Source organism: Bacillus sp. FSL K6-0138 (assembly GCF_037982765.1).
Taxonomy (GTDB): Bacteria; Bacillota; Bacilli; order Bacillales; family Bacillaceae; genus Bacillus; species Bacillus glycinifermentans.
Map to the genome: position 1 here is coordinate 244,251 of NZ_CP150286.1, position 20,396 is coordinate 264,646.

The 20,396-nt window shown below is 45.3% G+C and carries 18 protein-coding genes and 3 pseudogenes; 13 read left to right on the forward strand and 8 right to left on the reverse strand.

From position 1 onward, the window contains the following. Nucleotides 1-75: 75 nt before the first annotated feature. Nucleotides 76-1,815 (reverse strand): ABC transporter ATP-binding protein, encoded by a 1,740-nt coding sequence (locus MHB78_RS01550; protein WP_046132928.1) that lies wholly within the window; start codon nt 1,813-1,815, stop codon nt 76-78. A 233-nt stretch (nt 1,816-2,048) separates the two neighbouring features. Between MHB78_RS01550 and MHB78_RS01555 the strand changes: the two genes are divergently transcribed. The 8 genes and pseudogenes from MHB78_RS01555 to MHB78_RS01590 all read left to right on the forward strand — a co-directional run bounded on the left by MHB78_RS01555 (nt 2,049) and on the right by MHB78_RS01590 (nt 10,691). Then, on the forward strand, nt 2,049-2,702 hold the full coding sequence (locus MHB78_RS01555) for a DsbA family oxidoreductase (protein ID WP_046132927.1): 654 nt from the start codon (nt 2,049-2,051) through the stop codon (nt 2,700-2,702). A 956-nt stretch (nt 2,703-3,658) separates the two neighbouring features. Continuing rightward, nucleotides 3,659-4,045 (forward strand): annotated as a pseudogene (locus MHB78_RS01560) (DNA cytosine methyltransferase); the annotation flags it as partial. A gap of 335 nt (nt 4,046-4,380) precedes the next feature. Next, nucleotides 4,381-4,874: pseudogene (locus MHB78_RS01565) on the forward strand (SRPBCC domain-containing protein). Nucleotides 4,875-4,986: 112 nt separating this feature from the next. Beyond that, nucleotides 4,987-5,850, forward strand: coding sequence for an aminoglycoside 6-adenylyltransferase (locus tag MHB78_RS01570; RefSeq protein WP_046132926.1), 864 nt, complete (start codon nt 4,987-4,989; stop codon nt 5,848-5,850). Nucleotides 5,851-5,907: 57 nt separating this feature from the next. Then, nucleotides 5,908-6,759, forward strand: coding sequence for an aminoglycoside phosphotransferase family protein (locus MHB78_RS01575; RefSeq protein ID WP_164918133.1), 852 nt, complete (start codon nt 5,908-5,910; stop codon nt 6,757-6,759). 110 nt (nt 6,760-6,869) lie between these two features. Next, the gene (locus tag MHB78_RS01580; RefSeq protein WP_046132925.1) at nt 6,870-7,571 is read left to right on the forward strand and encodes a YjjG family noncanonical pyrimidine nucleotidase; all 702 of its coding nucleotides are present in this window, start codon (nt 6,870-6,872) and stop codon (nt 7,569-7,571) included. 260 nt (nt 7,572-7,831) lie between these two features. Beyond that, nucleotides 7,832-9,214: an amino acid permease gene (locus MHB78_RS01585; protein WP_046132924.1), complete on the forward strand. Its 1,383-nt coding sequence runs from the start codon at nt 7,832-7,834 to the stop codon at nt 9,212-9,214. A 124-nt stretch (nt 9,215-9,338) separates the two neighbouring features. Continuing rightward, entirely contained in the window at nt 9,339-10,691 is a 1,353-nt protein-coding gene (locus tag MHB78_RS01590) for an IS1182 family transposase (RefSeq protein WP_046131917.1), read from the forward strand. Between the two features lie 135 nt (nt 10,692-10,826). Here the strand turns inward: MHB78_RS01590 and uvrA are convergent, their stop codons facing one another. Both uvrA and MHB78_RS01600 read right to left on the reverse strand, forming a co-directional pair. Continuing rightward, nucleotides 10,827-13,271, reverse strand: a complete 2,445-nt coding sequence (uvrA, locus tag MHB78_RS01595) for an excinuclease ABC subunit UvrA (RefSeq protein ID WP_046129115.1) — start codon at nt 13,269-13,271, stop codon at nt 10,827-10,829. A gap of 149 nt (nt 13,272-13,420) precedes the next feature. Then, nucleotides 13,421-13,810 (reverse strand): GNAT family N-acetyltransferase, encoded by a 390-nt coding sequence (locus tag MHB78_RS01600; protein WP_046129114.1) that lies wholly within the window; start codon nt 13,808-13,810, stop codon nt 13,421-13,423. Nucleotides 13,811-14,013: 203 nt separating this feature from the next. On the opposite strand from MHB78_RS01600, the gene MHB78_RS01605 reads away from it, so the two are divergent. The 4 genes and pseudogenes from MHB78_RS01605 to MHB78_RS01620 all read left to right on the forward strand — a co-directional run bounded on the left by MHB78_RS01605 (nt 14,014) and on the right by MHB78_RS01620 (nt 15,719). After that, nucleotides 14,014-14,727: a TioE family transcriptional regulator gene (locus MHB78_RS01605; protein WP_046129113.1), complete on the forward strand. Its 714-nt coding sequence runs from the start codon at nt 14,014-14,016 to the stop codon at nt 14,725-14,727. Nucleotides 14,728-14,854: 127 nt separating this feature from the next. After that, nucleotides 14,855-15,103: a sigma-G-dependent sporulation-specific acid-soluble spore protein CsgA gene (locus tag MHB78_RS01610; RefSeq protein ID WP_046129112.1), complete on the forward strand. Its 249-nt coding sequence runs from the start codon at nt 14,855-14,857 to the stop codon at nt 15,101-15,103. 17 nt (nt 15,104-15,120) lie between these two features. Further along, nucleotides 15,121-15,312, forward strand: coding sequence for a YbxH family protein (locus tag MHB78_RS01615; protein ID WP_046129111.1), 192 nt, complete (start codon nt 15,121-15,123; stop codon nt 15,310-15,312). Nucleotides 15,313-15,374: 62 nt separating this feature from the next. After that, nucleotides 15,375-15,719, forward strand: a pseudogene (locus MHB78_RS01620) (glyoxalase). Nucleotides 15,720-15,755: 36 nt separating this feature from the next. On the opposite strand, the gene MHB78_RS01625 reads toward MHB78_RS01620, so the two are convergent. The 3 genes from MHB78_RS01625 to MHB78_RS01635 all read right to left on the reverse strand — a co-directional run bounded on the left by MHB78_RS01625 (nt 15,756) and on the right by MHB78_RS01635 (nt 18,173). After that, nucleotides 15,756-16,025, reverse strand: coding sequence for a hypothetical protein (locus MHB78_RS01625; RefSeq protein ID WP_046129110.1), 270 nt, complete (start codon nt 16,023-16,025; stop codon nt 15,756-15,758). 61 nt (nt 16,026-16,086) lie between these two features. Continuing rightward, a complete protein-coding gene (locus tag MHB78_RS01630; RefSeq protein ID WP_046129109.1) occupies nt 16,087-17,973 on the reverse strand; it encodes a thioredoxin domain-containing protein in 1,887 nt (628 codons plus the stop codon). Between the two features lie 38 nt (nt 17,974-18,011). After that, complete coding sequence (locus tag MHB78_RS01635; RefSeq protein ID WP_023857722.1) at nt 18,012-18,173, reverse strand: DUF255 domain-containing protein; 162 nt, start codon at nt 18,171-18,173, stop codon at nt 18,012-18,014. Between the two features lie 352 nt (nt 18,174-18,525). Here MHB78_RS01635 and MHB78_RS01640 point away from each other — a divergent pair, with 352 nt between their 5' ends. Next, nucleotides 18,526-19,161, forward strand: coding sequence for a LysE family translocator (locus MHB78_RS01640; RefSeq protein ID WP_046129108.1), 636 nt, complete (start codon nt 18,526-18,528; stop codon nt 19,159-19,161). A 21-nt stretch (nt 19,162-19,182) separates the two neighbouring features. On the opposite strand, the gene MHB78_RS01645 is transcribed toward MHB78_RS01640, so the two are convergent. After that, on the reverse strand, nt 19,183-19,398 hold the full coding sequence (locus tag MHB78_RS01645; RefSeq protein WP_046129107.1) for a DUF255 domain-containing protein: 216 nt from the start codon (nt 19,396-19,398) through the stop codon (nt 19,183-19,185). 579 nt (nt 19,399-19,977) lie between these two features. Then, nucleotides 19,978-20,334 (reverse strand): MmcQ/YjbR family DNA-binding protein, encoded by a 357-nt coding sequence (locus MHB78_RS01650; protein WP_046129106.1) that lies wholly within the window; start codon nt 20,332-20,334, stop codon nt 19,978-19,980. Nucleotides 20,335-20,396: the final 62 nt, after the last annotated feature.

Below are 20,396 nucleotides of genomic sequence, written 5' to 3' on the forward strand. Positions count from 1 at the left end.
TTCTGTTTTACAAAAACTGAAAAAAGCTAGATAAAAAGGTGTCCCGATCTTCATTCAGGACACCTTTATTTTATTCTACGCCAACTGCTGCTCGGCAAACTCCCGATACAACGCATGGGAAGCAATCAGCTCATGGTGCCGGCCCATTCCGGTAATCTCGCCTTTTTCGATAAAAATTATCTGATCCGCGTCGACGATCGTCGATAAGCGGTGGGCGATAACGAAGGTTGTGCGCCCTTCCATGAGGCGGGAGAGCGCCTGCTGGACGATGCCTTCCGATTGGCTGTCAAGGCTTGCCGTCGCTTCGTCCATCATCAGGATTTTCGGGTCGCGCAGGAAGGCGCGGGCGATGGCGATGCGCTGCCTTTGTCCGCCTGAGAGCTTGACGCCGCGTTCTCCGACTTCTGTATCGAGCTGGTCGGGGAATTGCTTGATGAATCCATCGGCAAACGCCATCTTGGCTACTTCCCATAGTTTTTCATCATTAATCTCATCTGCATTGTCTAATCCGTAGCAAAGGTTTTCGCGAATCGTCCCGGCCATCATCGGGCTGTCTTGTGATACGTAGCCGATCTGGCTGCGCCACGATTTCATCGACAGCTCCTGAATCGGGGTGTCGCCGATGGTAATGACTCCTGAGCTTGGTTCGTAGAAGCGTTCAATTAGGCCGAACATCGTCGTTTTCCCGCCGCCGCTTGGGCCGGCAAACGCGATCATTTGACCGGGTTCGACGTCAAAGGATACATTGCGAAGGACGGGTTCAGCATCGGTATAAGAGAAGGACACGTTCTGAACGTGTATCGCTTTGTCTGAGATATCCATTTCCTCCCCTTCGCGCCCTTCTTCCTCTTCCGTATTCAAAATGTCGATAATCCGCTCTGTGGCGCCTTTTGCTTTTTGAAGCTGAGTAAAAAACATTGTAAACATTGTAATCGGAAAGATGATTTGAAAGAGATAAAGCAAAAAGGCGATAAGCGAGCCTGTCGTCATCGTGCCTTCTGATACGCGGATGCCGCCATAGCCGATGATCGCGACGATGACGATCATAATGACAAAGTGCATAATCGGGGAAATAAACGCAAAAATGCGCGCCTCTTTCAGGCCGTATGTGAACAGTTTTGCAATGCCTGATGCCCCTTTTGTTTCTTCTGCTGTTTCAGCGTTCGATGCTTTCATCAGCCTGATTTCGCTTAATGTCTGCTGGACATTTCCTGTAAACGAAGCGGTTTCGTCCTGCAAAGCTTTAGACACTGTCTGCATTTTCATGCCGAGCGGGACCATAATGACGGTCGTAATCGGGACGGCAATGAGCATGAGGAGCGTCATTTTCCAATCCATAATCAGCAGAATGACCACGGCGCCGATAATCGTGATCAGCCCCGAAACGAACTGCGGAAAATGCTCGGAAATTAAACCTTTGACGATGCCGGTATCATTGACGACGCGGCTGACCGTCTCCCCGCTCGTTTTTTCGTCAAAGTAGCGGACAGGAAGGCGCAGCAGTTTAAACCACATCCGTTCCCGCAAAGAAGCGACCGCTTTTTGCCCAGCATAGGCAAGAAAGTAGGTTGAAAATCCGTCACAGACCGCTTGCATAATAAAAACGAGTGCAAGGATGCCCACTAAGCCCATGCTGATCGAATTGGCGGAAAAGCCGTCTACCAATTCCCTGGTCAACAGCGGGATTGAGAGTCCGACTGCCGATGTGACGAGGCTTGCGGCCAAACCGATGGTCAATGCAAGCTTAGGGACGCCGGTCGAGAGAATCAATGAGAAAAACGGTTTTAAGCTGTTTTGTTTGTTCTCTGTTTTCATATGGATAAACTCCTTTTTATAGTTTTGCATCTGCAAACATATGAGACATTCAGTTTCATAACTGGAATCCCTCCTTTTTTAAGAATGAAACAACAAGTTGTCACGCATATACTACGATATGAATAGTGCCAAAGTTCCCAGGCCTGAGGATTTTAATCCAGTGTTAAGGTATTGACAGATAACTCCGTTGTAACTATTATTGTTACAAATAGATGAAAAAGAGAGGAAAACACATGACAATAAAAGTTAAAGTATACTCCGATTACGTCTGCCCATTCTGCTTTCTCGGAAAAGACCAGTTTGAGAAAGCGATTGAAGGAAAGGATGTGGAGGTCGAATGGATGCCGTTCGAACTGCGGCCGCGTCCTTACGAGCCGTTGGATCCGCTGAACGATTCGGCGAAATTGGCGGTGTGGGAAAGCGCCATTGCTCCGAGAATTGAAGCGTGGGATGTCAATATGAAGCTGCCGAACGTTTCCCCGCATCCGTATACAGATTTGGCCCATGAAGGCTATCACTTTGCGAAAGAGCACGGCAAAGCGAAAGAATACAATGACAGAGTTTACAGCGCATTTTTCCAGGAAGAACAAAACATCGGCGACATCGAGGTCCTGGCGAAGCTTGCAAAAGAAGCCGGCTTGGATGAGAAGGCTTTTAAAGATGCGCTGGTATCGAGAAAGTACCGGAAAACACAACAGCAGGCGGTCAGGCACGCCTATGAAGAAGCCGGCATCACCGCCGTTCCGACCTTTATCATCGGCAGCGAACGGATCTCCGGGGCTGCGGCTCGAGAGGTGTTTGAGCGGGTGATTGAAGAGGAAAGCGGGAAAATAAAAACGGCGGGGAATTTGCAATGTGATGTTGACGGGGATCATGCTATATATTAATAGAACTTTTTAAATAAGCTAACTAAAGAGATTTTATAGAGGGATACAAAGATCTATATTTATGGATAATCAACACTTGTGTTAAAATAAATAGTATTACAGTTAAAAATTAGAACAACATTATAGAAAGGGGAGCAAAAATGTTGAGTTCTTTTTTACAACAGGTTAAATGGAATTTTCCAGAGAATAATGATGGTGCAGAAGAAGGGTTAAATGACGCAGGTGTTGAGACATTTAAGGGAGCTCCTCTAGAAAGTCTAGCCCGAGAAGTTATTCAGAATTCTTCTGATGCACGATACGATAAAACAAAGCCCGTACGAGTTATTTTTGATTTGATCGATGTCGATACGGGATATTTTCCACATAAAAAAGATTTTCTAAAGATTCTTGATAATTGTGAAGAATATTGGAAAGCAAATGCTAAAGCAAAAGCGTTTTTTCAAAAAGCAAAAGCTCAATTATCTAAAAAAACTATTCCTGTTTTAAAGATTAGTGATTATAATACGACCGGTTTAACTGGTTCTAAAGAGGTTCATAACAGTAACTGGTTTGGGCTGATTAAATCTACGGGTGTATCGAATAAAAGCGGTGGGTCCGGAGGTTCTTTTGGTATTGGAAAAAATGCACCTTTTGCTTGTTCAGATATAAGAACTGTATTTTATAATACATATGATATTGAAGGTATCAGAGCTTTTCAAGGAGTAGGAAAACTTGCAACTCATGAAAAAATGTCTGGTGAAAAGACAAGAGCAACTGGTTACTTTGGTAATCCAACAAAAAACAACCCCATTTATGGAAATTATATAGAGAATGCTCCGTTTTTTGAAAAAAGTTTATTAGGGCGTAAGGAATACGGAACTGATATTATTATATTTGGCTTCAGCGGCAAAGAAAATTGGCAGTCCAGTATGATTGTTTCTATATTGGAAAATTTCTTTTTTTCAATTCATTCTAATCTTTTGGAAGTTATTGTAGATAGTATTGTGATAAATAAAGATAAAGCTATCCAAGAGATAGGAGGGAAAAATTTCCACAATCTTTCAGATGAATTGAAAGGGTCGTATACGGATGCTTCTCGTACTCAAAACACGGTTTATCTTCGTCTCAATTATGATGAGCCTTCACCTACTGTAATTAATGTTAGAAAATCAATGTGGCAACACCCCACAAGAGCAAGGGCACTTAGTGTTAGGGAAGCAACTCGCCTCCAATCCTTTAAAGATAATTTCGTGTTTAAGGGTAAAAAAGATCAGCAATACCAGCAAGTCGGTAATGCTGTTCCACCTTTATTAGCCAAAGCCGTTGCAGAGAAAATGGTGAGCTATTTAAAAAGTATTGAATAACTTAATTATAGAATCAATTGTCTAAATTCGATAAAAAAATTAAAATTTAAGGAATATATTCTAAAAATCTTGTTTCTATTATGTTTAAAAAGTTGATATAAAAGTCCTGGCATCGATGATTAGCCATACTATATCTCATCATCAGTGTAATGCAACGTTTATTACAGTTTATGCTAAAATAATGTAAAGCTCTTTAGATTCAAATGTTTCTAAAGAGCTTTTCGTATGTCATGTTTTTCTTGGCGGGAAATCCTTTTTTGGGTATATTTGATGTATCAAGTTTTAAAACGCTTACATTCGCTTTGATGAACGTCAAATCTGGGAGGAGAAACATGATGAAAGCGAAAACAGAGGGGTGCGACCTCATCATTGAGAGGCTTTCAACGCTCCGCGGGATCTGGTGTTTAAGGCTTTTTCAGAAGGCGGGCAGCTGGAAAGCTGGTGGGGGCCTGAAGGCTGGAAAACCGAAAATCGTAAGTTTGCGTTTCAACCGAACGGCGTTTGGCATTATGGGATGCGTTGCACAGATGAGAACCAGGGGGAGTATTTTGGGCAGGTGTCCTGGGGCAAGGCTGTTTATCAGGATATCTTGGCGCCTGAGAGGATTGTGTACGTTGATGTGTTTGCGGATGAGGAAGGGAATGCAGTTCCCGGAATGCCGGAGACTTTGGTGAAGATTGAGTTTTTTGAAGAGGAACATAAGACGAAGCTCATCATGCGTTCTCAATTTGTTTCTAAAGAGGCGCTGCAGCAAGTCATGGATATGGGTGTTATTCAGGGTGTTAGTTCACAGTTTGAACGCCTCGGCGATCACCTCAAACAAGCTTAAAAAGGAGGATGTTTCAATGACATGTTTGGAGCATTTTATATAACCTTGCATTAGGGGACCTCCTGAGGCATGTAGGTTGCGAAAACAATCACATAACAGGAGGTTTTAGAATATGCGTTCAGAACAAGAAATCATGGATTTGGTGCTAAAGGTCGCCAAGGAAGATGACAGAGTCAGAGCGGTCGGGATGAATGGGTCGCGGACGAATCCGAATGTTCCCAAGGACCCTTTCCGGGATTATGATATTGCGTATCTTGTGACAGATATGCAGTCTTTTTTGGATGATCCGGATTGGATCGATGTCTTTGGAGAGCGGATCATCATGCAAACGCCGGAAGACATGGAATTGTTTCCGAATGAGCTTGGCGACCGTTTTACTTATATGATGCTGTTTACCGACGGCAACCGGATCGACTTAATGCTTATTCCTATGGAAGAGAAGGATGAATATTGCCGTGAAGACGGTTTGACCGTTATGGATAAGGATGGCGGCTTGCCTGCGATTCCGCCGCCGACGGATGAAGAGTATTGGGTGAAACGGCCATCCGCACAAGCCTTTGCAGACTGCTGCAATGAATGCTGGTGGACTTCGACATATGTGGCGAAAGGCTTGTGGAGACAGGAAATTCTTTATGCGATCGACCATTTGGTTCTTGCCAGGGCGATGCTTTTGAAAATGCTCGAATGGAAGGTCGGCATCGAAACCGATTTTTCGCTCAGCATTGGAAAGAACGCCAAGTTTCTGAAGCGTTACGTTGATATAGAGACATGGAACAGGCTGTTGGCGACGTATCCTCACGGAGACTATGACGATGTTTGGAGCGCTTTGTTTGCATTGACCGATTTATTTGAAGAGACCGCGATTGAAGCGGCGGAACACTTTCGGTATGAGTATCCTTATGCAGACGCCGGAAAGGTCAGGCAGTACTTGAAGCATGTCCGGCGGCTGAAACCTGGCGCGAAAGAGATTTATTAATACGCGGCCGCACCCCTGATCTCGTGAAGGGGTGCAGTTTTCTTGGAGGAGAACGGGATGTTTGACGTCAAGAACGTGTTGAACGTTTATTATGGTATAGACAGTAACGCCGTTTCCCCGCAGCAAGGCGGATGGTCTGCTCTTGCTTATAAGACGGCCGGCGGCGGTGCGGATTACTTTTTAAAGGTTTATGATAAAAAAAGGGCTTCGACCGCGAAATTAACGGCTCTTATCGATGTCTACGCTCCGATTGTTCAGTGGCTCAGCCATCCTGCCCGCTTAAAAGGGAGCGTCCCTGTTCCGGTCTCAACGAAGCATGGCGCCTACAAATGCGAGGATGACCATGGAATCTACCTTCTGTATGAATACATTGACGGAGAAACGATCGGCGGCAGGCCGCTCTATACGGAAGAGATTGAAAAGCTTGCACAAATCGTTGCCAAGCTCCATTCGTATGGAGAAGGCATCCCGGTTGCAACCGGCGGGATAAAGGAAAACTTCGATGTTCCATTTACCCGGCAGATGAGATCGTTGCTGAGTGAAGGACTTCCCGGCGAAGCCGCAGAACTGATTGCCCCGCATATCAAATCAATACGCCGCGCGATAGAGACGGTCGAAGAACTTTCACACCATTTGAAAAACGCCGATCTGAAGTTGGCTTTATGTCACACCGATCTTCACAACTGGAATCTAATGAAGACCGGGCGGGAATTGGTGTTGATCGACTGGGAAGGGCTGAAACTGGCTCCGGTTGAAGCCGATCTGATGTTTTTTGCGGAACAGCAGTATTTTCAAGAGTTTTTGCGCGTCTACCTTGAGGTTCATGAGGGATTTCAACTGAATCGGCAAGCCTTAAGGTTTTATCAGGTGAAGCGCAGGCTGGAGGATATTTGGGAATTTATTGAATAGCTTATCTTTGACAGGCAAACGGAGCGGGAGAAAGCTGAAACAGCAAGCGGCCTGAAGAAGGAGCTTGAAGACTTGGAGACATCTAATGATTAAAAAACGGAGGCATATTTGTGAAAACATACCGAACATTATTTTTCGACGTCGATGATACACTTTTGGATTTCCGCGCGGCGGAAAGTATGGCATTGCGCCTGCTTTTTGAGGAACAGGACCTTCCGCTGACAAAGGAAATCGAAGCCGACTACAAGCGAATCAACCAAGGTCTGTGGAGGGAGTTTGAAGAAGGAAAGATCGGCCGCGACGAAGTGGTCAATACCCGCTTTTCCCGTTTATTCAGCGAATATGGCCGCGAGGCGGACGGAGCTTTGCTGGAGAAGAGGTACCGCGGCTTTCTGGAGGAAGGCCATCAGCTGTTGGACGGGGCTTTGGAATTGATCACAAAGCTGCACAGCCGCTATGATCTGTATATTGTGACGAACGGCGTTTCAAAGACGCAGTACAGGCGCTTGCACGATTCAGGGCTGTACCCGCTGTTTAAGGGGATTTTTGTTTCCGAGGCCACCGGCTATCAAAAGCCGATGAAGGAATTCTTTGACTATGTGTTTGCAAGGATTCCCGACTTTTCAACAGAGCACGGGTTGATCATCGGCGATTCCTTGACGGCCGATATCAAAGGCGGCGGGCTCGCCGGGCTTGATACATGCTGGCTGAACCCCGGCATGAAAGCGAACGACACCGGCATTGTTCCAACCTATCAAATTCAAAAACTGGATGAGCTGTACGACATTTTAAACCTGACGTGTTTTTCTTAAAATAAGAGGGGAACGCCTTTTGCGTTCCGTTTTTTCTGCCCCTTTTAAAATATCTTAATTTTCTTTATATTAAAATAATTGGTTTTTGCTCATTTAATAGACTAAAACGTGTTCTCCTGAAAAAAACAATTGTATTTTCCGGAGAAATTTATTATGATGAAATAAGTAATTTGGCGTATATTATAAATCAAAATTGTCAGATTGTTATTACTACTTCGTCTGAAATAGATTTGATCAGCCGTGTTAGAGGAGGAAAAGAAGTGGCGAACAAGGAATTGAAGAGGGGTCTTGGGGCGCGTCATATCCAAATGATCGCACTCGGCGGCACAATCGGTGTCGGCTTATTTATGGGTTCTTCCAGCACGATTAAGTGGACGGGGCCGTCTGTCCTGCTTGCATATGCAATATGCGGAATCTTTATCTTTTTTATCATGCGTGCAATGGGAGAGATGCTGTATGTGGAGCCAAGCACCGGTTCGTTTGCGACATTCGGCCATAAATATATACATCCGCTGGCCGGTTATATGACCGCATGGAGCAACTGGTTTCAATGGGTGATTGTCGGGATGAGCGAGATTATCGCCGTCGGGGAGTACATGCAGTACTGGTTTCCGGATCTTCCCGCTTGGGTGCCGGGAATTATCGCAATGGCGATTCTGGGAGGGGCAAACCTCATCTCTGTTAAATCGTTTGGGGAATTTGAGTTTTGGTTTGCAATGATTAAGATTGTGACGATTGTTTTGATGATCGTGGCGGGTCTCGGGATTATTTTCTTCGGGCTCGGAAATGGCGGGCACGCCATCGGATTGTCCAATCTTTGGTCGCACGGCGGCTTCTTTACCGGCGGATTTTCAGGATTTTTCTTTGCGCTGTCTCTTGTCATCGCAGCTTATCAAGGCGTTGAACTGATCGGGATTACGGCAGGGGAAGCAAAAGATCCGCAGAACACGTTAAGAAGTGCGATTCAAAGCATTATTTGGCGCATCTTAATCTTTTATATCGGTGCTATTTTCGTGATTGTCACGGTTTATCCTTGGAATGAGCTGAATTCAATCGGCAGCCCGTTTGTATCGACTTTTGCAAAAGTCGGGATTACGGCGGCGGCCGGCATCATTAACTTCGTTGTCATTACGGCGGCGATGTCAGGATGCAACAGCGGGATTTTCAGCGCGGGGCGCATGCTTTATACGCTCGGAGTGAACGGACAGGCGCCGGCATTCTTTAAGAAGATTTCCAGAAACGGTGTGCCGCTGTACGGGACAATCGCCGTCCTGATCGGCTTGGCCATCGGTGTCGTCTTAAACTACATTGCACCGCCTAATATTTTTGTGTACGTATACAGCGCGAGCGTTCTTCCGGGGATGATCCCATGGTTTGTCATTCTGTTCAGCCACATCGGATTCAGAAAGGCAAAAGGGGCCGAAATCGGCAAGCATCCGTTCAAAATGCCTTTCGCCCCTTTGACGAACTACTTGACGATTGCCTTCCTGCTCATGGTATTAGTCGGCATGTGGTTTAACGATGACACGCACGTCTCCCTGATTGTAGGGGTTATCTTCCTTGCTCTCGTGACAGTCAGCTATTATGCGTTCGGAATCGGGAAGCGTGCTTCTGTTGAGACACAGACTTTGGATCAGAAATAAAAAAACACCTTTACAGGTGTTCAGGCTGTCGAGAAAATCGACAGCCTTTTTCATTTTTCCCTTAAATTATCCATTTCACCATTTTATAATAAAGAAAAGCCTTCTAAAAGGACGGTGTCTGTTCATGTTCTACACAAGGAATTCTTCCCAGAACGAAGCTGAATTTGTATTGCTTGATCAGCTTGTTGAAGAGGATCACCTGCTTCGTAAAATTGACAAGTACATCGATTTCTCTTTTATCATTGAAAAGGTTAAACCTTACTACAGCGAAAATAAAGGCCGCCCCTCACTTGATCCGTTGATTTTATTCAAAATGATGTTTATCGGATACCTTTACGGTATCCGTTCAGAAAGACAGCTCGAAAAAGAAATTTACTATAATATGGCTTACCGATGGTTTTTAGGGTTAAACATCAACGATCCAGTTCCTCACCATTCAACCATCAGTTGGAATAGACGTACACGCTTTAAAGATACGACCATTTTTCAAGACATTTTCGATGAGATCGTTCTTCAGGCCATTAATCATGATATGGTAGGAGGCCGTGTCCTTTTCACAGATTCAACTCACCTCAAAGCCAATGCCAATAAGCATAAATATACGCGAAAAACGATTGAGCAGGATACACAAAACTATATAAAGGACTTGGATAAAGCCGTCCAAGAAGATCGGGAAGCACGCGGAAAAAAGCCTTTAAAAGCCAAAGAGGAGGTGAAAACTAAAAAGGAAATTCGTCATAGTACAACTGATCCCGAAAGCGGCTATCTTTACCGTGAAAACAAACCTGAAGGTTTTTTCTATTTAGATCACCGAACAACGGATATGAAATTCAATATCATCACCGATGCCTATGTAACGCCCGGTAATGTCCATGATTCTGCGCCTTATCTCGATCGATTAGACCACCAAATCGCACGATTTGGTTTTCAAGTTGAAGCCGTCGCTCTTGATTCTGGCTATCTGACAACTCCAATCTGTAAAGGACTGTCCGACCGTCGAATTTTTGGCGTTATTGCTCATAGACGCTTTCATCCTACAAAAGGTTTGTTTCCGAAGTGGAAGTTTCATTATGACCGTGAAAAAAATCAGTACATTTGTCCGAACGGACAAACACTCTTATACTCAACAACAGATCGAAAAGGCAACAGATTTTATAAGTCCAACCCTGAAAAGTGTGTCTCATGCCCTCTGCTTGAAAACTGTACAAGATCGAAAAACCACCAGAAGGTCGTCTCAAGACACATATGGGAGGACCATAAAGAAAAGGTCAGGCAAAATCGTTTGTCCGACTCCGGAAAAATCCTCTACAAAAAAAGAAAAGAAAAAATAGAGCGGAGCTTTGCAGATTCAAAACAGCTGCATGGGCTTCGCTACTGCCGGTTGAGGGGAAAACAAAATGTGAGCGAACAAGTTCTCCTCACCGCCGCTTGCCAGAATATGAAGAAGATTGCCACACACTTAGCCAAGCTTGGCTAAGTGTGTGGGAGGGCTTTTTCCTTTTATAAAGATTAAAAAATGAACAAGAAATTTTATGAAATAAAAAAGCTTGTAGGAAAAAACATGTTTTTCTCTACAAGCTGAACACCTTTACAGGTGTTTTTTTATTGGCTTTTATGCATGTAAGAAAGCGCCTGTAACCGACTCTTTGATGCATGCGACTTCTCTCGGCGCACCGCTGGCCACCACTTTGCCCCCGTCGGCTCCGCCGCCGGGACCCATATCGATGACCCAATCAGAAGCCCCGATTAAGTCGGTATTGTGTTCGACCATGATCACCGTATGCCCGGCATCAACCAGTTTATCCAGGAGCAAGCGGAGATTTTGCACATCAAGAGGGTGCAGTCCTGCCGACGGTTCGTCCAAGAGATACAGATTGTGTCCCGAAGCGGATTTGCTGAGCTCTTTTGCAAGCTTTAAGCGCTGGCCTTCCCCGCCGGAAAGGGTCGTAACCTGCTGTCCCCATTGCAAATATCCAAGGCCGACTTCGCATAAAAGCTTCAGCAGTTTTGTGATTTTCTTTTGTTCAGTAAATAGAGAGAGGCTCTCTTCGATGCACAACTCAAGGATATCTGCGATCGAATGCCCTTTATATTTGACGGTCAGGACTTCCCGGTTGAATCTTTTGCCGCGGCAGTCCGGGCAAGCGACTTGCAAATGAGAGAGAAAATGCATATCTACCGAGACTTGTCCAAGCCCTTCGCATCTGTCGCATCTTCCGCCCGGCGTATTAAAGGAGAAGCTGTTCGCTTTCAAACCCTTTTCTTTAGCCTCTGGCTGTGCAGCAAACAATTTGCGCAGGAGGGTGTATAAATCGATATAGGTGGAGACGCTTGAACGCTGCATTCGGGAAATGGGGGCCTGGCCGACTTTGACCACATTTTCAACCGCATCCATTCCTGTGATCATTCTGCAGCCCTGTACGTTTGTTTTTCCTTTTTCAGCCTGGGCAAGCAAGTCGAAGATCAGCGTCGACTTGCCCGATCCTGAGACGCCTGTGACCGATACTAAGCACCCGAGCGGAATCGATACCGTGACAGCCCGTAAATTGTGACGGTCTGCCTCATGAATCGTTATGTGTTTTCCATTGCCTTTCCGTCCCTTTGAAGCAGTCGTTCTTTTTTCTTTAAAATAACGGCCTGTGACGGAATGAGGCTGTTCCAGCAGCTCTTTCAGCGTTCCTTGCCCGACGATTTCTCCTCCGAATCGCCCGGCGCCCGGACCGATATCAATCACATGATCGGCTTCCTGTATGACGCGTTCGTCATGTTCGATGACAACGACGGTATTCCCGAGGTCCCGCAGGTCTTTCATGACGCGGATAAGGCCGTCCGTGTCCTTTGGATGGAGTCCGGAGGTCGGTTCATCCAGTAAATATAAGACACCGGTCAGGCCTGACCCGAGAATCGAAGCGAGTCTGAGGCGCTGTGTTTCACCTCCTGAAAGAGACACTGAATTCCGATCCAGGGATAAATAGCCAAGGCCGACATTAATCACCCGTTTTACTTTGATCAGCAAATCATGAAGCACCGTCTCAAGAAGCGCATCTTTTTCCTGCTGAAGCTTCGATTGCAGACGCTCGATCCAGCCGTGAAGCTCGGCCAGCGAACCGTTTGAAAGGTTGGGCAAAGTTTTGCCCATTACCGTGACACGGCGGCTTTCTTCATTTAACCGTTCGCCGCCGCAAGCCGTACATGGCTGTGTGATAAAATATGCGGCTTCACCCGATTGTCCTTCCTTTTCCTTATAGCGCCGCCACATTCCGGTTAAGACGCCTTCAAACTTGCCTTTTCCGACAGTTTTCGGCGGCGCGATATCTGGGAAGCGGCGGGAAAAGGCTTCGCTTTCAACACCGTACAGCAACAAATCCCACTGCGTCTCGTTGTATGCGGACAAAGGCTGATCCCCGCTCATTTCAAATCCGTAGTGTCTGCCCGCTGCTTCCAGAATGCCCGCCTGATATTCACTCATCATGTCGTACCAAAAAGTGACGGCGCCTCCTTTAATGCTCTTCTCTTTTTCAAATACGGCGTCGATGTCAATCTCGACCGCCGTACCGAGGCCGCCGCACTCCGGACATGCACCGTCAGGGGTGTTGAAAGAAAAGTCCGATTTGGTCAGCGGGGGATGAGGATGGTGACAAACCGGGCAGAAAACCGTCTCCGGCCCATCAACGGATGCAGGGGGAATGACGGCCTGGCATTGTCGGCAGCGCCTTTCGCCAATCTTTTGAAACACGAGCCGCAAATACGTGTACATGTCAGTCACCGTTCCGACCGTTGAACGCGGATTGCGGTTTGCCGCATGCTGGCCGATTGAAATTGAGGGAGACAGTCCGGCGATCGAATCGACTTTCGGCTTTTCAATCGAATCTCCCGACATTCCGCTTGATTCCATGTATTGCCGCTGACACTCCCGCTGCAAAATGTCCAATGCAAGCGTCGACTTTCCTGATCCGGATGGTCCGGTTACGACTACGAATTGATGCTTGGGAATGTCCAGCGACACATTTTTTAAGTTGTTTTCTCTTGCTCCTTGAATACGAATACGATCCTTCACTCAAAAAGCCCTCCTTGGCAGATCCTTTTTCCCCGGGGTACTACCTATTCTATAACACTCATGCAAGTGCCAAAGTTAAGGGATAAAAAATACGGAAATAGACGATGAAGATTAGCAATGTCCTTTAAGGTTTTTCTCGAAACGATCGCCTAAAGGGTTTTCGACAGGCTGATTGACTGTGGATATGTGTAATGGAAACCATATGTTTGATAAAAAGGGATCGACGGAACGTCGGCCATCAACAGCACTTCGGCGCCCAGGGGAGCGTTCTGCCGGAGAAAATCCATGATTTCGTCCATGATCATGTGCTTTATTTCTTCATCCTGTTCAGACGGTTTGACGGCCACATCAACGATTTGGAAAAAGCGCCCGCCATCACCGATAATTCTTCCCATGCCGATGAGCTCTGAGTGATCGTCTCTGATGATCGCTGAAAAAATTGAGTGCTCTAAAGCCGTTTTGACCATATCCTCATCTTTTGTACAATTCCTTAATTCAAGATACTCCCGCGGATTCGGTACTTCATGAAAAATCTTCATGTCGGCCTCCTTTATTTTCGAATTCAGGTCTTACACCATCTATTTTACAAGCTTGATGCAAGTGATAAGGTCTGGATGTAATCGCTGATTTTTATTAATATGGAGATTATCTTAGCACTTTAAGATTTTTCTCTAATGTTTGTCTGGAAGAGGGGCTGTCTGGTATAGTGAAGGTCGACTGAAACTGATGGGGAGGATGGGAGATGCGTTATTACAAACCGATTGAGATTGCCAGGAAGCTGAACATCAGCACGAGCGCTTTGCGCCATTATGAATCATGGGGCGTCGTTCCCGCGCCTGAGCGGGCCGAAAACGGCTACCGCCTTTATACTTCCCTGCATTTGTCTTATTTCCGCTGTCTTCGCGCCATGTTTCCTGCATTTGGCGTAAGCGTTACATGCAAGGTGCTGCGTCATATTCAAAACGGTGATATTGATGCGGCCTTCTGGCTCGTGAATAAAGAGCAGGCCGACTTGCATGAGGAAAAAGCCGTCGCCGATCAAACGCTTGCCATATTGCGGGATCCCGACCTTCCGATTGTCCCGGGCCACAAGATGAAACGCCGCATGACGATCGGGGAAGCAGCCGCCCTCACGAACGTACAGACATCAGCCATCCGCCACTGGGAAAAAGAAGGCCTGATTACCCCCGAGAGAGACTCCGAGAATGGCTACCGGCTTTTCACACCGGTGCATGTCAGGCAAATTTTATTGATCCGCACATTGAGAAGGACCGTCTACTTTTTGGAAAATATGAAGGAAATCGTACAGGCTGTTGAACACCAAAGCATTGAAAAGGCAAAGCAAGTCACCGAACATGCACTGGAAAGCATTCATCAGCGCAATCGCCGGCAGTTTTACGGCATGCACCAGCTTGTCGAGCTTTGTAAAGAAGCCGGTTTGATGGAGCACGAATAAGGCGGAATAGCCGCAGTGTACAAGCGCCCGCGCCCTTTGGACACGAGTGAAATGAAAAAACTTGCAGAAACTGTGCATGAATAAGGGCAAATTCACTCAACCTATGGGTAAAAAAGGAGATCAAAGCATGGATACAACATTGGGGTATTTGCGGGAGTCATTGTCAAACCATCTTGAACACGACATGGGCCAGAGGATTTACAAAAAAATCGTTTCCCGGCAGTACGAAAATGAAGAAGAGTTTGTCAGGCACCTGGATGAGCGGGAAGCCGCTTTTTTGAACGAAGTGCTCGAACATGAAATGACATATGCGCTGAACGAACAAGACCACAAGCGGACGAGAGAGTTAAATGAAGTATACGAATTGCTGTTTTGAAAGGCGGGCGAGGCGAGATGGGCGCGATCGAGCGGAACGGCTATACGTTTGAGCCCGAGTTCAGCGTGACAAGACAGAACGGGGCGATCCATGTATACCGGCGCGGACGGTTTGTCGAGGAAATCCGATTCGAATTTTCCGGCGAGTTCCCTGAGCACGATTTGATTGAGGAGCTGGTCAATCATTATTGCTTTGAGCATAACATTTAAGCTGCCATTCTGTGGCAGTTTTTTTGTGATATTCTAAAGTAAAACTGAAAAGAGGAGATTCGATGTTTTCAGGTATCGACCATGTGCAAATTGCAGCACCCAAGGGCAGCGAGAACGAATGCAGACAATTTTTTTCGAATGTATTAGGGATGCGGGAGATTCCAAAGCCGGAGAACTTGAAGAAACGCGGAGGAGTTTGGTTTCAGTGCGGTCCGCACGAGCTTCACATCGGCATTCAAGAACCTTTCACCCCTGCCTTGAAAGCGCAACCGACGTCAAGAAGCTGAAACAAAACTTTAAGAGAACACGGTTTACAAATAACGGAGGGCGAACCGTTAGAAGGAGCGGCAAGATTTTATGTCAATGATCCGTTCGGCAATCGCCTGGAATTTTTGCAGAGGCATTAAGAAAAGCTGCCGCGCGCCGCGGCAGCTTTTCCAAGGTTATTTTTTCTTTTCATCGTAATATTGAACCGGATACATCGAGCCTTCAGAGACCATTTTGTTGTCTTCGATATCATGCGGGTGCGGATGCCCCGCCTTTTCGACCGGGAATGACGCCGTATCTTGCTTTTGCGGCATAGACGGCAGTTTTGCCTTCATATTCTGCAAGCATTCCTTGAGTTTTTGCCTGTTGGCCTGGTCCTTAAGCATATAAGAGGCGACACCGACAACTGCGGAAACGGCGAGCACTGACATCACGTTTTTCTTCATGGTCAAAACCCCTTTCTGAAAGTTTTGGTGAACTTTCAGGTGCTATTCCCGCTATCATCGTTTATGAAACGGACAGAAGCCGTTTCAGCGCTTCATTAATGTCTGTTGTCGGCTGTTGACATGCGAAGTTTTCGCAAATATAGACGGTCGTTTTGTCACCGATCGCTTTATAGTCCGCCGCAAAGTCGGCAACCCCTTTAAAATCGTCCGGAGACCCTGCGGCCAGGACGGCGTAGGTCGGCTGGAAGGTATGCTGCAATGCCTTAACGATCTTTTTCCGGTCAGGATCATCGCGTTTGCCCAGGATAACAATTTCTTTTTGCGGCATCACATGGCTCAGTAAACTTTGAAGAAAGTTTGTATGTCCGCTCGGGTAAGCAGATACGTCCCCGTGAAACGCCGAAAACATGCCGGATACACGATCGATCAATGACAAGTCGCCCGTCAGCCGTCCGAGACGGAACAGCTGGACGGCGGCAACGCCGTTTCCGGACGGCAAAGTACCGTCGTACACTTCTTTATCGCGGACGATAAGCGCCTCGGCGTCGCTTCCCGTAAAGTAAAAACCGCCGTGATCCTCATCCCAGAACAGCCCGATCATCTTTTCCGCCAAACCCTTCGCCCTTCGCAAATCGTCGAGGCTCAGCGACGCTTCGTACAATTCGAGATACGCCCACAATAAAAACGCGTAATCATCGATAAATCCTTTATTTTTCACTTCGCCGTCGCGGTAGCGCACCATAACGCGCCCGTCCTTGATTAATTCGTCTTCGATAAACGACATTGCGGTCCGCGCCATTTCCAAGTATTCAGGCGCATCGAACACCTTCGCCGCTTTGGCGAGACCGGCGATCATCAAAGCATTCCACGATGTCAGCACCTTATCGTCGACATGGGGATATACCCTTTCTTGGCGTTTTTCGAAGAGCCTTTGCCTCGCTTCTTCCAGCTTGTCTCCCAGTTCAGCTTCCGTCAGCGAAAACTCTTCCTTTACCCCTTCAAGATTCGCATAGATCAAGTTCGGAATATTGTGCCCTTCGAAATTCCCTTCGTCCGTTATATCATAGACGGCGCAGTACAGCGTGCCGAGCTCATCGCCGAGCGTTTCTTCAATTTCGTCTTTTGACCATATGTAATATTTTCCTTCAACACCCTCTGTGTCGGCGTCAAGCGCAGAATAAAAAGCGCCTCTGTCATCTGTCATCTCGCGGCGGATAAACGCGATGATCTGCTCGGCAATCCGTTTATACCGTTCGCGTTTTGTTACCTGATAGGCTTCTGTGTAAGCGATCAGCAGCAACGCATTGTCATAGAGCATTTTCTCAAAATGGGGGACGAGCCATTCCGGATCGGTCGAATAACGGGCAAACCCGTAGCCGATATGGTCGTAGATGCCCCCGTTCGCCATGCTGTCGAGCGTTTTCGTCACGCTGTACAAGGCGTTTTCCTCTCCGCTGTATTGATGGTAGCGGAGCAGAAAGGTCAGCATATGAGGAATCGGGAACTTCGGCGCGCTGCCAAAGCCTCCGTATATCGTGTCAAAGCTGTTCATCAGCTGCTGGTACGTGCGCTTCAGGATATCCTCGCCAAGCGCTTCGCCGGCATCGCTTTTCGCCTTGATTTTCAGGTTGTTGGACGCCTTTTCAGCGATATCTTCGACATAATCCCGTTTTTTCTCAAACGTATTTGACAGCTGCTTCAGCACCTCGACAAACCCCGGACGGTTGAAGCGGCTCATCTTCGGAAAGTACGTCCCCGCATAAAACGGCTTTTGCTCAGGCGTCAAAAACACATTCAGCGGCCACCCGCCCTGCCCTGTCATCATCTGGCAGATCGTCATATAAATCGAATCGACATCAGGCCGCTCCTCGCGATCGACTTTAATGGCGACGTATTTATCATTCAGGAGCTCGGCGACTTCCTCGTCTTCAAAGCTTTCATGGGCCATGACATGGCACCAATGACATGTGCGTATAGCTACCCAAGCTAGCTATACCCAATAGATACAAGAACAGGCTTGTTCTCGCGTTTCGCTTTGTCAAATGCTTCTTCTCCCCAAGGGAACCAGTCCACAGGGTTATGGGCGTGTTGAAGCAAGTACGGAGACTTCTCAGCGATTAATCTATTGGGTTTATTGTTAGTGGGCATGGGATCACCTTCTTTCATTTGTATTATTGTTGATATAACTTTACTGTACCATAATGCTGTTTAGTTTATTCTTTATTTGTTTCTTTTTAAAGGAAACTAGTCTATGGTTGAAGGAATGGACAGCGTGGGTTCCTAACAACTGATATAGAATTATGCTTCTAATCCAAAACGGGCAAGTTATTTTTAGAGAATTTGTTGAATAAATTGTTGAATCTAAATTCCAAATTAAACTCTGTCCAAGTTTGTGATTAGTGTTCATTAAGGAAGAAGGAATGATTATTGAAACAGTATAATTGTTATGATAAGGTTATTGATATTCTAGAAGTTAATAAAATAGGGAGGAGGAACTGTATTGTCAAATTTATATATGTTTTTGACAGTAGCACTGGTAATCATCATGACACCTAGCCCGGACTTTGTTTTAGTGACTAAAAATGCCCTTGCTAATGGTAGTCGAGGTGGTCGGATGACAGCATATGGTATCGTTTCTTCACATATTATATTTGCTACAGCGTCTGTACTTGGTTTAACTGCTATTATTGCAAAATCTATGGTGCTTTTTGAAATAATCAAATATGCCGGGGCAGTTTACCTTTTCTACCTCGGAATTAAAGCGTTGCTATCTAAAAAGAAAGAGAATAAAGAAGAAAACACGGAAGTGGCTGTAAGGGCATCTCAAAAAGGATCAAAAAACAAAACTTGCTATTTCCAAGGCATAGCAAGTACATTATTAAATCCAAAAGCTATTATTTTTTATATCACTTTTCTTCCGCAGTTTATTGATTTAAGCGGAAATGTAATTTTACAATCAATAATTTTAGCAGGAATATTCATATTGATAGTGTTAGCATGGTTTCTTATATATGTCTACCTTCTTAAATTCATTGGTTCTTGGTTTAAAAAACCGTCTGTTGAGTTTATCTTTGACAAGATAACTGGAATAGCCCTTGTTTCTTTAGGAGCAAAAATAGCATTAGAAAAAAATTAACATAAAATCCATTTTGATTTGTTATTCAAGATAGATTTTTTTGTGATTTTCTAATATAGTGTGGCACCAATGACATGTCGAATAGTCGATGCTGACCAGAACCGGCTTGTTTTCGCGTTTCGCTTTTTCGAAGGCTTCTTCTCCCAAAAGGGACCAGTCCACAGGATTGTGAGCATGTTGAAGCAAGTACGGAGACTTCTCAGCGACTAATCCATTGGGTTTACCTTTATTTGTAATGGGAACATCTTCTTTCCAATTTGATTATATTCAGGTTGCCACAGTAACCATAAACAATACAAAACTGCTGTTTATTCCATAAAAAATGAAAAAATATATATAATGTTTAATTGTGTCATCATAAGAAATATAAGTTTATTTTTTGGTCTATTGATATATATTTGGTTACGTACTATATGTTGTGATAACGTTGCTTTACAAAAAAATTCAAGTTCAAATTACATTGAATAAACGGGATTCAAAAACATACGTTCTCCAAATGTTATACTTGAGAAAATCAGCACTCATACTATATGATGGGCAGTTAATACCTTTGGAAGCCATTTTATGATTCGAAGATCTTTATTTAATGCGAGTATGATCAATAACGGCCTTTGGCAAATCGTGTGCGACCCCAAAGGTTTAGAAGAGTTGGTAAGGCCAAAACATGCGCATAACATGTTTTATATGACTAATATGTTATGCCCTTTAACACACCAGATAGTTTAAGTAGCGTTTGTGGCACAGAGAAAAGAACAATAATATCCTAAATGAAAATGCCCACTAATCTAGCTTGATTAGCAGGAACACTCTTTATCTTTACTTGGTTAAATGAAAGCTCTGCTCGATTAAGTAATAAATTTCTCCTTCTGGATCTGTACGTTCCAAAACAAGTGAAATCCAATGTTCCTTATCCATATGATATCCGGGCAGGATATTTTCCCCGTTTCTTAAACTATCACTTATTTCAGGGGGACATTTTAGATTCAGAATATCTATTTCGTCACTTCCATATAATCCTAATTTTTCCAGGGTAACATTCATTATAAGACCGTACCATTTTTTGTTTGATTCATGTCTCAAAGAAGCATAGTTTGGGTATTTTTTCCATGGGTAATCAGGCGATGTACCGTATTTTTCTTTGACGTGTTTAAAGATATCTTCTCTTGTTAACATACTTCAATCATCCCTCCATCTACTTACCGTTAGTTTATTCTCTCTAATTCCATCTTTAAAAA

Excerpts from the sequence above, each read along its gene's own strand:
- MHB78_RS01625 (WP_046129110.1), bottom strand. The coding sequence starts at position 16,025 with ATGAAGAAAAACGTGATGTCAGTGCTCGCCGTTTCCGCAGTTGTCGGT.
- MHB78_RS01610 (WP_046129112.1), top strand. The coding sequence starts at position 14,855 with ATGGATACAACATTGGGGTATTTGCGGGAGTCATTGTCAAACCATCTT.
- MHB78_RS01605 (WP_046129113.1), top strand. The coding sequence starts at position 14,014 with ATGCGTTATTACAAACCGATTGAGATTGCCAGGAAGCTGAACATCAGC.
- MHB78_RS01650 (WP_046129106.1), bottom strand. The coding sequence starts at position 20,334 with ATGTTAACAAGAGAAGATATCTTTAAACACGTCAAAGAAAAATACGGT.
- MHB78_RS01635 (WP_023857722.1), bottom strand. The coding sequence starts at position 18,173 with ATGCCCACTAACAATAAACCCAATAGATTAATCGCTGAGAAGTCTCCG.
- MHB78_RS01570 (WP_046132926.1), top strand. The coding sequence starts at position 4,987 with ATGCGTTCAGAACAAGAAATCATGGATTTGGTGCTAAAGGTCGCCAAG.
- MHB78_RS01615 (WP_046129111.1), top strand. The coding sequence starts at position 15,121 with ATGGGCGCGATCGAGCGGAACGGCTATACGTTTGAGCCCGAGTTCAGC.
- MHB78_RS01575 (WP_164918133.1), top strand. The coding sequence starts at position 5,908 with ATGTTTGACGTCAAGAACGTGTTGAACGTTTATTATGGTATAGACAGT.
- MHB78_RS01550 (WP_046132928.1), bottom strand. The coding sequence starts at position 1,815 with ATGAAAACAGAGAACAAACAAAACAGCTTAAAACCGTTTTTCTCATTG.
- MHB78_RS01630 (WP_046129109.1), bottom strand. The coding sequence starts at position 17,973 with ATGGCCCATGAAAGCTTTGAAGACGAGGAAGTCGCCGAGCTCCTGAAT.
- MHB78_RS01600 (WP_046129114.1), bottom strand. The coding sequence starts at position 13,810 with ATGAAGATTTTTCATGAAGTACCGAATCCGCGGGAGTATCTTGAATTA.
- MHB78_RS01555 (WP_046132927.1), top strand. The coding sequence starts at position 2,049 with ATGACAATAAAAGTTAAAGTATACTCCGATTACGTCTGCCCATTCTGC.
- MHB78_RS01590 (WP_046131917.1), top strand. The coding sequence starts at position 9,339 with ATGTTCTACACAAGGAATTCTTCCCAGAACGAAGCTGAATTTGTATTG.